Source organism: Pedobacter sp. CAN_A7 (assembly GCF_015752175.1).
In the GTDB taxonomy this organism is placed as follows: domain Bacteria; phylum Bacteroidota; class Bacteroidia; order Sphingobacteriales; family Sphingobacteriaceae; genus Pedobacter.
In genome coordinates, this window is sequence record NZ_JADOUW010000003.1 from 252110 (window position 1) to 268098 (window position 15989).

Here is a 15989-nt window from a genome sequence, read left to right on the forward strand (position 1 = left end):
TTACGAGATATAGAGGAGATATACTGAAGACAGCCTGACAAAAAGCCTTTACAATTAAGCCTGGCGGGGAAGAATTCTTTTAGTGCGCATGTCCCATTCCCATACCACCTGGTGTATGTAAATTTGAGGATGTCCTCACTGTACATAAACCGGCTCCGATGGCCAAAAGTCCAAACACCAGGTGTGGCAAGTAAACGAGATCGTTGAACCCGAATAACCAGGGAGAAATAGCGAGAAAGATCCCCATAATTACATCCATATTCAAGTGTACGGCCATGGAAACCGGTTTTTTGTGATTTCCTTCATAGTCTGTCATCAGCGACATCACCAGCGTAAGTACACCAACGACAATTGCACACCATTTAGCCGCTTCAATATCCGAAAACCGGAATATCCAAGGCGCTGCAATTAACAAGATGCCCACAATGTAATCCATTACCGCATGGGCCTTTCTACTCATAAACCTCATCATCATTTAATTTTAATTTACACCATTTATTGTTGAATAAATTTGCACAAATCCAATGCCGATAAAATTTAAAAATACACCTGTTTATGCGTGATTTTTACTCCCGTATATTTCCTCCTCCTTTATATTTTCTTAAGTTTATGACCTGAACTATTGAATAGTGCTAAACCCTCCCCGGTCATATGGAATTCTACAAAGCGCATACAAATGAAGTTTTTGATCATTTAAAAACCTCCCTTTCCGGCCTTCAAAAAAAAGACATTCCAGGCCTTCAGCAGCAACATGGTAAAAATAGATTAGCAGAAGGTAAACGACGTACTAAATTTGCTATTTTTCTGGCGCAATTTAAAGATGTCATGATCATCATCCTGATCTTTGCCGCCTTAATTTCATTTGTTGTAGGCGAGCACACCGATGCCTATGTTATCCTGGCTATCATTATTGGAAATGCATGGATTGGCTATAGCCAGGAATACAGTGCCGATGAATCCGTGAGGATGTTGCAGAAAATGGCGGCACAATATGCCACCGTGGTCCGCGATAATAATCCAGAAAAAATAGACCTGGGCGAGTTGGTTCCTGGCGACCTTATTTTACTGGATGCCGGTGACATTGTGCCTGCTGATGCACGACTGGTTGAAGTAAGTGCCCTAAAAACGGAGGAAGCAGCATTGACTGGCGAAAGCCACTCCATTGATAAAATTACCGAAGCTATTGACCTGACAAACGCCAGTCCGGGCGATCAGCTTAACATGGTTTTTAAGGGCACCATTGTAAGCAACGGCAGTGCCAAAGCCATTGTAACCTGTACCGGCATGAACACCGAAATTGGCAAAATTGCCGGTATGATGGAGGTTGGCAAACAGCAGACACCACTGCAAAAACGACTGGCTGCATTTAGCAAACAAATGGCTGTGGTGGTTATCCTTATCTGTTTAGCGGTCTTTGGGATGGGTCTGTACAGTGGTCAGCCTGCGCTGGAAATGTTCCTTACTGCATTATCACTTGCAGTGGCTGCACTACCTGAAGCACTCCCGGCGGTAGTCACCATTGCCCTCGCCAATGGCGCCAGCCGTATGGTTAAACAAAAAGCCCTGATGCGAAAACTTCCGGCTGTAGAAACCCTGGGCTCGGTGACCTATATCTGTAGCGATAAAACAGGTACACTTACTCAAAATAAAATGAAGCTGGAAAACCTGCAGGCCATTAATGGTCAGGAGGAACTATTGAACATCGCCATGATGCTCGATAATGAAGTGCGATTTTCAGATGACGGAACCATTCTTGGCGATTCAACAGAAACTGCCTTGGTTTACTTTGCGCAGGAACAAGGTCTTTCTAAAACTACTGCAGACCAAGCTTATCCCTTAGTGCAGAAACTACCTTTTGATTCTACCCGAATGCGCATGAGCACCTTGCACCAACACGGAGATCAATGGATTTTACTGTGTAAAGGTGCCCCCGTGAAAATTATCGAAGTGTTAGCCCCTACGTATAAGGACCAGACTGAAGCGTGGTTAGCTACAAATCGGAAATGGGCTGCTGAAGGGCTTCGCGTATTGTTTTTCGCCTATAAAGTTTTTGATCAAAAACCTACAGTGACGGACAATGAGCTAGAAATAGACCTTGACTTTCTAGGGATGACGGCCATGATCGACCCACCCCGTGAAGAAGTCATTGCCGCCATTCGGGAATGTAAAGATGCCGGCATAAAAACCGTGATGATTACCGGCGACCAGCCGCTAACTGCACAGGCCATTGCCGAGCGGCTGGAGATGGTACATGACCAGGCAACACGCATCATGACCGGTGCCGAACTCAGCAAGTTATCGGCAGCTGAATTTAAAAATGAAGTTGAAAACATTGCCGTGTACGCCAGGGTATCGCCAGAGCAAAAATTAATGATCGTAAAAACCTTACAACAAACCGGCGCATTTGTAGCCATGACCGGCGATGGGGTAAACGATGCCCCTTCTTTAAAGCAGGCGGATATCGGCATTGCCATGGGCATTACGGGTACAGATGTTTCTAAAGAAGCGGCCGACATGATCTTGCTGGACGATAACTTCGCCACCATTGTGAAAGCAGTAAAGGAAGGCCGAAGGATTTATGAGAACATTAAAAAGTTTATTTTATATGTACTTTCCTGCAACCTGGCGGAGATCCTGACCATCGTTATCGCTCCTTTTGTAGGCTTGGGCATGCCCCTGCTACCCATTCATATTTTGTGGATCAACCTGGTTACCGATGGTTTACCCGGACTTGCACTAACTGCCGAACCTGCGGAAAAAGACATTATGAAATTGCCCCCAAGACCACCAAAAGAAAGTCTGTTTGCCGGGGGCATGCTGATTAAAATACTTGCTACTGGCGGAATGATGGCCATCGTGGTCCTGGTTACACAATATTGGGCTGCGCAAAAAGGTTTCGATCTCCGCAGTCAGCAAACCATGGTGTTTACCTTATTATGTTTTATCCAACTCGGTAATGCCTTATCAGTTCGTGTTGCCTATCATTCCATCTTAAAAGCCAGGCTGTTTGCTAACCCTGGTTTATTATGGGTGTTGCTCGGTACCGTGATCCTTCAATTGCTGATCGTCTATGTACCCTTCCTGCAAGGGATTTTCAAAACCACCAGTCTAAGCTGGGTAGCTATGGAAATAGTGCTTATAGCTACTGCTGTAGGTGTGACGGGTATAGAAGTCGTTAAACAACTGATTAACAAGCTATACAACCGCAACAAGAAGGTAGTTAATACGGTTTCATAAGGTAGTAAATACCTGTTTTTAAGGAACCAGATCTGGCATGGGGCGATATAAATTCAAATAGCGCCACAAAAAAGGGTGTTTTTAGAAACAAAGCACAAAACATAAGAATTTTGGTATGGCACGACTTTTTCATTAGTACAAGCAAGAAACTAATCGACCGTTTTAAGTTGCTTACAAAATTAAGACGTGACGCAGAAATGGTTGAACATTTAACCCATAAAACTAAAAACTATGAAAAAGCTAATGATCATGGCCTTATTATCGGCATTCACCTTCGCTACTTACGCTCAAGACACTACTCGTCAAGATTCTACAGGAAAAGCGAAAGATAAGTCTATGAAGAAAAAAGACAAAAAAAACAAAAGCCAAACAGACACGACCACTACTGATACCACAAAAAAAACCTGGTAATCAAACCTACGTTGTTCTACGAAAAAAGAAGTCCGGTTGCTCAGCACCGGACTTTCTTTTTTTAGCCCCTCTTTGCTTTCCCATCGCATTCCTAACATGCCGCCCAAAAACCCTATATTTGGGCCTTACGCACAGGATATGCAGTTACACCCTACTTTTTCACTCACTTCCCTACTCGATAACGACTTCTATAAATTCACCATGCAACAGGGTGTGGTCAAGCTATTTCCTGGCGCAAAAGCACGATATGCTTTCATCAACCGCGGCAAACATGTCTTCCCTCCTGGCTTTTCAAAGGCTTTACGCGAGTCGGTAAATGAAATGGCTTCCCTGAAATTAAGCAGAGAAGAAAAGCTGTTCCTGCAGGATAACTGCCCTTATCTGGATCCGGTATACCTCGATTTTCTGGAAGGATACCGGTTTAATCCGGAAGAAGTACATATTGAACAGCATGGCGATCAGCTAGAAGTGCATGTGGAGGGCCTCTGGTACCGCACCATCTTGTGGGAAGTGCCACTTATGGCGCTCATCAGTGAATTATTCTATAAGTTGCATCATGCGGTAAGGCTAAGTGATGCGGAAGTAATTGCCCTTACACGCAAAAAAATTGAAGGATATGTGCGTTTAGGCGTCACAGTGGCTGAATTTGGTACCCGTCGCCGTTATGCCTACGATGTACACCGCCTGGCATTAAAGGCTTTAAAAGACCATGGACAAGGCGCTTTTATAGGCAGTAGCAACGTGCACATGGCCATGTTATACCAAACTAAACCCATTGGAACACATGCCCATGAATGGTTTATGTTCCATGCAGCACGTTATGGCTTCAAAATGGCCAATGCCATGGGGCTTCAACATTGGGTTGAAGTGTTTCGTGGCGACCTTGGAATTGCACTTTCTGACACCTATACCACCGAAGTCTTCTTTAAGCAGTTTGATAAGATGTACTCCAAATTGTTTGATGGTGTGCGTCACGACAGTGGTGATGCGCTACAGTTTGCGGATAAAGTCATCAATCATTACCATAGCTTGGGAATTGACCCAAAAACAAAAACAATTATTTTTTCTGACGGCCTTAATTATGACAAAGTAGCCCGTATTGCGGCCTATTGCCAGGATAAAATTGGAATCTCCTTTGGCATTGGCACCAACCTGACCAATGATGTGGGTCCGGAACCCATGAACATCGTAATCAAAATGACTGCGGCCCATCCTCAGGATGGTGAATGGACAGAAGTAGTCAAACTTTCTGATGAACCTGGAAAACATACGGGCACCGAACAGGCAATTAACCTGGCCAAAACCATCCTAAATATTCATTAAATACTTTAATACCCATATAAATACACACACATGCGTAAACTATTTTTAACCTTATCATTAGTTGCCTGTTGCCTACTTGCGCACGCACAAATGCTGCAGTCGCCCGATAAACACTTTAAACTGCAATTTAAATTATCCGGGCAGGGAGTACCCACCTATCAGTTAACCTATAAAAACATACCGGTCATTAAACCTAGCACCATGGGTATAGAGACCAAAGATGTGGCCTCCATGCTGGATGGTTTTACCATCACTGATACACAAACCAGCACTTTTGATGAAAGCTGGAGCCCGGTATTAGGAGAACAAAAAAATATTAGAAATCATTATAACGAATTGCTGGTTACCCTTACCCAAAAGGAACAGAAGGACCGCTACATTAAGGTACGTTTCCGCTTATTTAATGATGGATTGGGCTTCCGTTATGAATTTCCGGCGCAGCAAAACCTGAATTACTTTATCATTAAGGAAGAAAAAACACAGTTCGCTTTACATGGCGATCACAAGGCCTTTTGGCTTCCAGGTGATTACGATACCCAGGAATACAGCACGATGACCACTAACCTTTCTGAAGTGCGTGGAAAAATGAAAGAAGCCGTTACCCCAAATGCTTCTCAAAAGCCATTCTCTCCAACGGGTTTACAAACACCGTTGATGATGAAAAGCAAGGACGGATTGTACATCAATATCCACGAAGCAGCGCTGGTTGATTACTCGACTATGCACCTTAACCTTGATGATAAAAACATGATCCTGGAGTCGTTTTTAACACCTGATGCCGTTGGTGATAAAGGTTACATGCAGACCCCACACCATTCGCCATGGAGAACTATTATTGTTAGCGATAAAGCAACGGATATATTAGCGTCTAAGCTGGTGTTAAACTTAAATGAACCCACTAAATTTAAAGATGTATCCTGGATAAAACCCATTAAATATGTAGGGGTATGGTGGGAAATGATTACTGGAAAAAGTACCTGGGCTTATACCGATGTAGAAAGTATACAACTGGGTGTTACCGATTATACCAAACTTAAACCAAATGGAAAACATGCCGCCAATACGGCCCATGTGAAAGAATACATTGACTTTGCCGCTGAGCATAAACTTGACGCCGTTCTGGTAGAAGGATGGAATGTAGGTTGGGAAGACTGGTTTGGTAAAACAAAAGACTATGTATTTGATTTTGTAACCCCTTATCCTGATTTTGATGTCAAAGAATTACATCGTTATGCAGCGTCAAAGGGCATTAAAATGATGATGCACCATGAAACCTCCAGCTCCGTGCGTAATTACGAACGTCATTTAGATACGGCCTACAAGTTTATGGTTGAGCATGGATACAATTCTGTAAAGAATGGTTATGTAGGTAACATCATTCCACGTGGCGAATACCACTACGGACAATGGTTAAATAACCATTATTTGTATGCCATTACCAAAGCTGCAGACTACAAAATCATGGTGAATGCACATGAGGCCGTTAGGCCAACAGGATTAAATAGAACTTACCCTAACTTATTGGCCAATGAATCGGCCAGGGGGACAGAATATGAATCTTTTGGCGGTAACAATGCAGATCATACCACCATATTGCCATTTACCCGTTTAGTTGGTGGGCCTATGGATTATACGCCTGGAATTTTCCAGACTAAAATCAGTGCCTATAACCCGGATAATGATTCTTTTGTGCATACCACACTGGTAAAACAACTGGCTTTATATGTAACCATGTACAGTCCGCTGCAAATGGCCGCTGATTTACCAGAAACCTACAACAAACACCTTGATGCTTTCCAATTTATTAAAGATGTGGCGGTTGACTGGGATGATTCGTACATGCTGGAAGCAGAGCCCGGTGATTACATCACGATTGCCCGTAAAGCAAAAGGTAAAAATGAATGGTACATTGGTGCCATTACCGATGAACATGCACGTACTGCAACCATCAAGTTTGATTACCTGCCTAAAGGTAAAACCTATGTGGCTACCATTTATGCCGACGGAAAAGCCGCCAGCTACGATAAAAATCCACAAAGTTATGCCATTAGCAAAGTATTGGTTAACTCAAAAAGTGTGTTGAAACAAGCCCTTGCTTCGGGCGGTGGCGCTGCCATCAGCATTAAAGAAGAAGTGTCTGCGGAAACTAAAAAATTAAAGAAAATATAATACAGATTAACCAGGCCGTTTAAATTAAACGGCCTGGTTAATTATTTAAGTTTATAGAGCAATCCATTTCCGCCAGCCAGTAAAACAAGTTTACCGTTTTTAGAGGCTCCTACGGCGTTGAAACTCAAATCTGATAAGAGTGACCATGTTTGTCCGCCATCTGTAGACAGGTCCACGCCAGAGGTACCTACAGCGATACACAATAGCTTGTTGATGTACTTCACCCCTGACCGATAGCCGGTAACAGGAACTTTAGGTTTAAACCAATCTTTACCCCCATTAATGGTGAGCAGGATATTATTGGTATTTAGCTCGTCCTGTAAGTAATCGCCACCAACTACCATCCCCTGCAGTTCGTTATAAAAATCCATAGAAAATGGACCTGTACTGTTACCACCCGACCAGATGGGCAAAGCATAGCGGTTCCAGTTTTGTCCATAATCAGCAGAGTGATAAATATTTGCTGCCATACCACCACTACTTACCCAAACCTGGCCCTTACCCACAACTTTTATCGTGGTGCCACTGGCTGCAAACCCAGCTTCACCTTCAGCCATATCCAGCTTCAAATTCGCCGATATATTACTCCAACTCAGTCCACCATCCGTCGTTTGCAGCAATTGCATACGATGCGCAATGGGATCGCCGAAGATCATGCCTTGCTTTCCGTTCCAGAAGTCCATCCCATCCAAAAAAATTGCCGGATCGGCGTTATGATAAGTAGTTTTCCAGCTTTTGCCACCATCTACCGTCATCAGGATGTAAGCTGGTGAACCTGCATTCACAATAATGGCTTTCTGACTATTAAAAGCCTGGATATCCCTAAAGTCGAGGTTTTCCTTGCCTGCAGGCTGCGTCCATTGCCAGGTAGTGCCACTATCTATGGTTTTACCTACATAACCATTGCTGCCACTTACCCAGGCCACCCGATCAGAAACGATGGATAAACCGCGGATACTGGTTTTAGGTCCTGCAGGAAGAGGCACTAATTGATATTTTTGTGAAAAGCTTATCGCCGGTAACAGGGCGAAGAATATTAACAGAAATTTCATTTATTTAACACGTTTCCAGGTTTCTGAACGGCCAATTAAAGATATACCCATGTACCCGCGAATGCTGATTTGGTTGTTATCTTTTTGAGTGATATTACAGCTATAGGTTTTTCCTGATTTAGGATCATAGATTTTTCCATCCGTCCATTTTCCCTCTTCATAGACAAAGTCTTTCAACATTTCTAAGCCCAGTAGTGGTCTGGATTTTAATCCCGGTTCCGGGTTTTTAACATCCGTTTTGGCTACACCCTGTTCATCTCTTGGATTTTTCAACCAGACCATTTTACCATAATATTTACCATTCCTTTTAGAGATTTCCACGTGTGCTTCGCCCGATGGATTTACCCACCGCCCGAGAATAGCATCTTTACTTTGTGAAAAACCTGAAAAGGTGATTGCAGTGAGCAACAGAAGAATTGAGAAATATTTCATACAGTTTTTTTATTTTATTTAAGCTAATTTAAAAATATTGACTGTATTAACGAATTATTTCGAATTAATCGCCCTGGTACTTCCTCACCAGCATATTATAATTCTTATCAGACCAACAATAGGAGCATTCAGGGCAGTAATTAGCCATAAAAAAATCCCTATCTAAAATGAATAGATAGGGATTGATAAGTTACCATACGAAGAACTTAATCTGCGTGTAACGTGTCTTTATGATCATCAGGGTTGTAACCGGCTTCTAATTCGGCAAGTTTCTTTTTACCATAGGCCAGTTTTGTAATTAGTACAAACAATACCGGTACAATAAATAAAGCCAGGATGGTAGCAGAAAGCATACCTGCAGCTACGGTCCAACCAATGGTTTGACGTGAAGCTGACCCTGCGCCTGAGGATAGAATCAAAGGAATAATACCTAAGATAAAGGCCAGGGAAGTCATGATAATAGGTCTTAACCTCAACTTAACGGCTTCAATGGTAGCCGGGATTAATGGCATTCCCCAATCCACACGCTCTTTAGCAAACTCAACAATTAAAATCGCATTCTTCGCTGACAAACCAATTAAGGTGATCAGACCAATTTGCGCATAGATATTTAAGTCTAAATGAGGCAGGAAGATCAGGGCCAGGATGGCACCGAATAAACCAAGGGGTACACTTAATAAAATAGAGAAAGGCACAGACCAACTTTCGTATAAGGCAGCAAGCAGTAAGAATACGAAGATGACAATTAACGTGTAAATCAACGTTGTACTGTTACCTGCCTCTTGTTCCTGCGCACTTAAACCAGAGAAGTCAAAACTGTAACCACTAGGCAAAGTTTGGGCAGCTACTTCTTGCAATGCGGCCAGGGCCTCACCACTACTGTAACCAGGTTTTGCAGCACCACTTATCTCGATAGACCTGAACAGGTTATAGTGATTAATAATCGATGCATTTTCTATTTTTTTATAGGTAACCATGCTGCTTAATGGCACGGTACTACCACTCATATTTTTAACGTAAATGTTGTTCAGGTTATCAATATTCTTTCTGAACATGGTATCCGCTTGTGATACCACCCTGAAATTACGGCCGTATTTAGTGAAATCATTCACATAGCTTGAACCGAAATTAGTAGCAATGGTGCTATATATAGCGCCAATGGAAACACCCATTTTTTTAGCCTGCTCACGGTCAACCGTTAGCTTATAGTTTGGCGTATTTGCACTAAACAAAGTATAGGCCATGGCAATTTCCGGACGTTGATTCGCTGCGCCCAGGAATTTTCCAATTACACCTTCAAACTTTTTAATGTCGCCGGCTTGTTGCTCCTGAATCTGCATGCTAAATCCACCGCTGATCCCTAAACCTGGAATCGGTGGTGGTTGTACCACCAATACACTTCCTTCTTTATCACCTGCAAATGCTTTTTGCACCTTCGCAATCACTTCTGACACCACCACCTTACGGTCATCCCAGTGATTCATCTGCACGAAAAATGTTGCTGCATTCGATTTAAAGGATGAATTCAGAATGTTAATACCAGAAATGGAAGTAATACTTTTCACATCTGGGTTTTCTTTACGGATCGTTTCTGTAATTCTTTCCACAAAAGCGTTCGTACGCCCAGATGATGCACCTTCAGGTAAACTTACCCCCATCAGGAACACCCCTGCATCTTCACTCGGAATAAAACCAGTTGGCTTTGAATTAAACATCGCCAGCGTACCTACATATAAACATACCAGTATGATCATCACCATAGGTGCTTTTTTCAAAGAATAACGTACCCCTTCAGAATATTTTGAGGTAACTTTAGCAAACCATACGTTGAATTTGTAAAACCATTTATTTAAACCTTTAGATTCTTTATTCAGGTTCATTGGTGTCAACATGATCGAACACAATGCTGGAGTTAGTGATAAAGCGATAAAAGCCGAAATCAATACGGAAACCGCAATAGTAATGGCAAACTGTTGGTACAACTGCCCCACCATGCCGGGAATAAAACCAACCGGAATAAATACCGCAGCAAGGATTAATGCAATCGCAATAACCGGTGCTGTAATGTCTTTCATCGCTTTTCTAGTCGCCTCTGGTGCATCAAGCCCCTCATGATCCATATAATGCTGTACCGCTTCCACCACAACAATGGCATCATCCACTACAATACCAATGGCTAGTACAAAGGCCAGCATGGTCAGAATGTTTACGGAGAAACCAAATAGGGTAAAGAAAATAAATGTACCTACAATGGAAACAGGGATCGCGATCACCGGAATTAGCGTTGCTCTCCAGCTTTGAAGGAAGATAAATACAACAATGGTTACCAAAATCAGCGCTTCAATCAAAGTGTGAACTACACTGTTAATTGATACATTTACAATGGATACCGTCTCGTAGCCAATGGTATAGTCTAAATCATCAGGGAAAGATTTCTTTAAATTCTCTAAAGCTTTAGTAATCCCTTCGGCAGTTTGCACGGCATTACCACCTGGTGTTTGATAAACGCCCATCATGGAAGCTACCTTACCATCTAATTTAGCTACTGTGGCGTAAGAGAACTCACCTAATTCTACCCTTGCAATATCTTTAAGGTAAACCGCAGATCCATCAGTCGATGTTTTTACGATGATGTTTCTAAACTCTTCTTCAGTGCTTAAATCCCCATCCAAAATGACGTTGAATTCAAAAGTCTGGTTGTCCATTTGAGGTGCACCCCCAACTTTACCACCCGGCATTCTTGAATTCTGTTCGGCTATTGCCGCGTTAACTTCCGCTGCAGTTAAGCCTAAACTAGCCATTTTACTTGCATCTAACCAGATACGCATACTAAATGGTTGTCCGAATGCCGTCACATCACCTACTCCAGGAACCCTTAATAAGGCATCCTTTACATAAAGGTTGACATAGTTGGACAGGAATTTCTGGTCGAAAGTTCCATTTGGAGAATATAGACCCAATACCATTAACATATCGGTATTTGCTTTTTTGGTCGTTACCCCTAAACGCCTAACGGCCTCAGGTAATGCAGGTTCTGCAATACCTACCCTGTTTTGAACATCCAGGGCCGCGATATCAATGTCTGTACCTACTTCAAAAGTAACCGTGATGGTAGAACGACCATCAGCTGTACTCGAAGAGGTCATGTATTTCATGCCCGGTGTACCGTTAATCTGGCTTTCTATAGGTGTAGTCACCGTTTGTTCTACTGTTTCTGCATCGGCACCTGTATAAGTTGCAGCAACCGAAACAGTGGGTGGTGCAACGTTTGGATATTGACTGATCGGCAATGTGGTTAACACAATGGTTCCGATCAAGACAATCAATATGGATATGACGATGGCCGTGACCGGACGTCGTATAAATACTTCTGAAATCATATGATCTTTATTGAATTAAATATTATTTAGCTGGACCTGAGTTAGCTGGATCTGCTTTAGCAGGGCCTGCAGCTACAACTGCACCCGGTCTAACATTTTGCTGACCTTCGGATACAATAACTTCGTCTTTTTTAAGACCGTCTTTGATCACTACTTTATCGCCCATTACACTTCCTAATTTCACAATACGTGGTTCTGCTTTACTACTGTCGCCAACTACATATACACTATATGAACCTAACTGTTCAGTAACCGCTTTGTAAGGAATGGTTAATTGCTTGCCTTCAGATCTGTTTAATACTTTTACATTGCAGTTCATACCAGCCAATAAGCTATTGTTTGCATTCGGGTAGCTGATTCTCACTTTGATAGTACCTGCATTTGGATCAACAGCACGGTCGATGGTCACAATTCTGCCAGCCATTGGATAAACACTTTTATCCTGCATTTCCAGGGTAAAAACTGAATCTTTCATGGCTGAAGGATTTTGTTGCAGTTTAGCGAAACGTGCGATATCTCTTTGGTTTACCGAAATATCAACCGCAATCGGGTTAGTCGTCGAAACCGTATTAATTAATGTTGTACCTGGACTTACGAATGCACCTAATTTAACCTGTGAGATACCGATAGTTCCATTTAATGGCGAAACGATTACAGAACGTTGAAGATCTGCATTTACATTTGCTAAATTAGCTTGTGCAGCAGCAACCTGCGATTCTGCATTTGCAAGATCAGTTAATGCATAATCCACACGTTGTTTAGCTATAGCTTCCTGCTCACTTAATTTGGTGTAACGTTCTGCATCTTTTTTAGCTTTAGCTAAATTAGACTTCGCCATTTGCACATCAGCTTGCGCCGATCGTTGAGCCGCCACATATTTAGTGCGGTCAATTTCATATAACTTCTGCCCCTTGGTTACTTTTTGCCCGTCCTTAACATAAATAGCTGTAATGTATCCGCCAACTTGTGCACGCAATTCCACTTCATTCAAGGGAACCACCTGGCCTGGGTAAGTATCAACAATGGTTACATTTTCTTCCGAAACCGTGTAAGTGGTTACCGGCGTTGGTGGCGGTGCTGCTTGTTGGGCAGTTTGATCTGAATTTCCGCAGGATGCTAATATAACTGTGCCAAGTATAAATAGACCTGATTGTATACGATTAAAGTTCATTGCTGTTAATTAAGGATTTATAGTTATGGTGCCTAATGCTTGTTGAACGTCTAGTTTTGCAGCTAACAAGCTGTATAGTGAATTAAGGTAATTGAGTTGAGCGGTGTTTAAATCACTCTCTGAGGTCATCAAATCCAAATAAGTTTTGATCCCCTCGTCGTACTGTAATTTAATCGTGTTGTAAACCTGTTTAGAGATCTCTACGTTTGCATTAGCTGTTTTCCAATCGTTTAAATTAGCTTTATAAGTAGCTAATGCACGCTCATATTGAGTGTTGATTTCGTTTCTGGCATCTTCAAGATCAAGGTCGATCCGTCTTTCCTGCAATTGGGATTTTTTAATTGCATGTGTACGCAGGCCACCCTGAAAAATCGGTACGTTTAACGTTAAGCCTACTACCGATCCTGGGTAACTTTGGTTATACAGGTTACTGAAATCATCGTTTAAATAATTCCAGCTGTAATTAATAAATCCAGATAAGGTTGGTAAATAAGCCGCTTTGTTATAACTGGTATTAATTTTCTGCAGGTTTCTTTGGGTTTCCAGCAATTGGTATTCAATACGGTTTTTAGGTTCTAACATTTGTGCGGTATCTAACAACACTTGCTGCTCCATCGTTTGGGTATTGAAAGTTAAACTGAACTCTTGATCCGGGTGATAGCCAATTAAGCCTTTAATATAAGCGTATTTGTATTTCAACAATTCTACAGTTCTTTTTTTATCGGCCTGCGAGTTACTTAAACTGATTTGCGCACGCTGATAATCGGTTTTATCAACCAAACCACCTTCATATTGGGCTTTTGCATCTTTTAATTGTTTTTCAACACGTGCAATGTTTTCATTAATGATGTTTAACTGCTCCTGGCTAGTCAGAATATCAAAAAAAGCTTTACTTACTTCTACAATAGTAGTAATCTTGGTACTTTCTGTAGTTTGTTTGTATTGCTCGCGATAATATTTGGCAGATTTCGATGCCTGGATTAAACCGGCATTTAAAAATTGTTGATCAGCTTGTAAAACAATACCTGAAGTATTTTTGGTACCAAAAGTAATGTAATTGGTTTCGCCATTAGTAGTTAAAGCGTTTACTTGCTGCTTTAAATTATGGTTAAAATTTGCGTTCGCATTGATCTGCGGCAGCCATCCCGATAAAGCCGATTTGATATCACGCTCCCCTATTTCTTCGTCAATTAAAGCCTGTTTAACTTGAGGCTTATTTTTTAACGCATAATCAATTAATTGCGGCAACGTTGCATTTAAAAGAACTTCGTTTTCCTGTGCAGTTTGTGCAAACAGTGACCCGGAACTCCATATAGGGATAAACCCGAGCAGTACAAAGAATAATTTGTGGATTTTCATTAATATATTTCTTTTTGAGGGTGAGAACATAAGAAATTTATATAACTAAAGAAGTCACACAATCCCCTATTATGTCTTGTTAATTAATTTGATTGCTCTAATTTTTTAACGCTGCAAAAGTAATAAAGTGTTTATTGATTTCTGATGGAGAATTAACTGAACAAAGTAAAATTTAGACTGAAGCGAAGCATGAGCGCACTCAAATGTATTTGCCAGGCCTCAAAAAGTTATTTATAAACCACCCCATCAGGATATCGCCACATTTGAGTAAGGTGATTAACCGTTTTAGCGCCAATTATGAGGCTTTCAGTAAATTACCTCCTACATTTGGTAGTTTTAACCTGTATTTTTGTTCCACATGAATGTTACACAACCAAATAAAGACTTTTATAAATACTTTCGGTTCATTTTTGTCCCTATCGTGTTTCTGGGATTTTATTTACTGGCTTTCCTCGTCGATCCTTTTCGCAACTGGGCAGATTATTTTAACCGAAGTGCAACACAAATTACCATAGAGTGGGCTTTTGTGCTCTTATTCTGCCTGATCTTAACCGAGATTAACCTCATACTAGCCAGGAAACTAGATAAAACCCTACCTTGGGTGATGTACCCGCTTCAACGGTTTTTCACGCAGTTTATCATACAGATCATTTCGACTACTTTATTCCTGTATATTTTTCTCCGCACCTCTATTTACATCTTTGAAGGGGATTCAGGATTATCTAATGTAGACCACCTGATTTTACGACAAATGTTTGTGGTGAGCCTGCTGTTATCTACCTTGATTAGCCTGATCTATACGGGAAACTTTTTCCTGCAAAAATGGAAGGATGCGGTATTGGAAACGGCAGAATTGAATGTGAAAACAGTGGAATTGAAGCAGATTGCCTTAGAAGCCCAGTTAGAATCGCTTAAAGCACAGCTGGATCCTCATTTTATGTTTAACAATTTCAGTACGTTATCAGCACTTATAGCCGAAGACCCAGCACTGGCACAGCATTTCCTAGAAAACCTGTCGCGTGTTTACCGCTACATGATTATCAACCTGAATAAAAACATTATCTCTGTCGAAGAAGAAATCAACTTCGCCCAGGCCTACTTCTACTTAATTAAAATCAGACTTGGCGATAATGTAAGGATGGAAATTGATGTGAGCGAGGCGACCCTTAAAAAGGGTATCCCACCCATAACCTTACAGCTGCTTATTGAAAATGCGATTAAACATAATACGGCATCTCGTTCTAAACCGCTGCAAATCACCATCAGCATGGATGGCGAGGACCGTTTAAAGATTACCAATACCCTGCAGCGCCTTAACTATAACATTCCTTCTACCTGTCTGGGCATCAAAAACATCCATAGTCGCTACCTTTTATTATCTGATCATGATGTTGACATCCAGGAAACATCAGACCAGTTTATTGTTAAACTACCCTTATTGAATTTATAACATTG

Annotated in this window: 11 protein-coding genes; 5 read left to right on the plus strand and 6 right to left on the minus strand. The window is 41.6% G+C overall.

What is annotated here, in order from left to right; translation table 11 throughout:
* Positions 1–79: 79 nt before the first annotated feature.
* Positions 80–460, minus strand: a complete 381-nt coding sequence (locus IWX76_RS12585; RefSeq protein ID WP_334641881.1) for an SPW repeat protein — start codon at positions 458–460, stop codon at positions 80–82.
* Positions 461–651: 191 nt separating this feature from the next.
* On the opposite strand from IWX76_RS12585, the gene IWX76_RS12590 reads away from it, so the two are divergent.
* From IWX76_RS12590 to IWX76_RS12605, 4 genes are all read left to right on the plus strand, one after another.
* The gene (locus IWX76_RS12590) at positions 652–3237 is read left to right on the plus strand and encodes a cation-translocating P-type ATPase (protein WP_196860282.1); all 2586 of its coding nucleotides are present in this window, start codon (positions 652–654) and stop codon (positions 3235–3237) included.
* Between the two features lie 231 nt (positions 3238–3468).
* Complete coding sequence (locus IWX76_RS12595; RefSeq protein ID WP_196860283.1) at positions 3469–3648, plus strand: hypothetical protein; 180 nt, start codon at positions 3469–3471, stop codon at positions 3646–3648.
* Between the two features lie 138 nt (positions 3649–3786).
* Positions 3787–4971: a nicotinate phosphoribosyltransferase gene (gene pncB, locus IWX76_RS12600; RefSeq protein WP_196860796.1), complete on the plus strand. Its 1185-nt coding sequence runs from the start codon at positions 3787–3789 to the stop codon at positions 4969–4971.
* Between the two features lie 30 nt (positions 4972–5001).
* Entirely contained in the window at positions 5002–7140 is a 2139-nt protein-coding gene (locus IWX76_RS12605; RefSeq protein WP_196860284.1) for a glycoside hydrolase family 97 protein, read from the plus strand.
* Positions 7141–7181: 41 nt separating this feature from the next.
* On the opposite strand, the gene IWX76_RS12610 is transcribed toward IWX76_RS12605, so the two are convergent.
* From IWX76_RS12610 to IWX76_RS12630, 5 genes are all read right to left on the minus strand, one after another.
* Positions 7182–8192 carry a WD40/YVTN/BNR-like repeat-containing protein gene (locus tag IWX76_RS12610; protein WP_334641886.1) on the minus strand — a complete coding sequence of 337 codons (1011 nt, stop codon included), beginning with the start codon at positions 8190–8192 and terminating at the stop codon, positions 7182–7184.
* Complete coding sequence (locus IWX76_RS12615) at positions 8193–8624, minus strand: DUF2147 domain-containing protein (RefSeq protein ID WP_196860285.1); 432 nt, start codon at positions 8622–8624, stop codon at positions 8193–8195. It abuts the gene before it with no gap.
* 206 nt (positions 8625–8830) lie between these two features.
* The gene (locus IWX76_RS12620; protein WP_196860286.1) at positions 8831–12004 is read right to left on the minus strand and encodes an efflux RND transporter permease subunit; all 3174 of its coding nucleotides are present in this window, start codon (positions 12002–12004) and stop codon (positions 8831–8833) included.
* Positions 12005–12026: 22 nt separating this feature from the next.
* Positions 12027–13175, minus strand: a complete 1149-nt coding sequence (locus IWX76_RS12625) for an efflux RND transporter periplasmic adaptor subunit (RefSeq protein ID WP_196860287.1) — start codon at positions 13173–13175, stop codon at positions 12027–12029.
* A gap of 9 nt (positions 13176–13184) precedes the next feature.
* The gene (locus IWX76_RS12630) at positions 13185–14534 is read right to left on the minus strand and encodes a TolC family protein (RefSeq protein ID WP_196860288.1); all 1350 of its coding nucleotides are present in this window, start codon (positions 14532–14534) and stop codon (positions 13185–13187) included.
* A gap of 358 nt (positions 14535–14892) precedes the next feature.
* Between IWX76_RS12630 and IWX76_RS12635 the strand changes: the two genes are divergently transcribed.
* Positions 14893–15984, plus strand: coding sequence for a sensor histidine kinase (locus IWX76_RS12635; RefSeq protein ID WP_196860289.1), 1092 nt, complete (start codon positions 14893–14895; stop codon positions 15982–15984).
* Positions 15985–15989 lie beyond the last annotated feature (5 nt).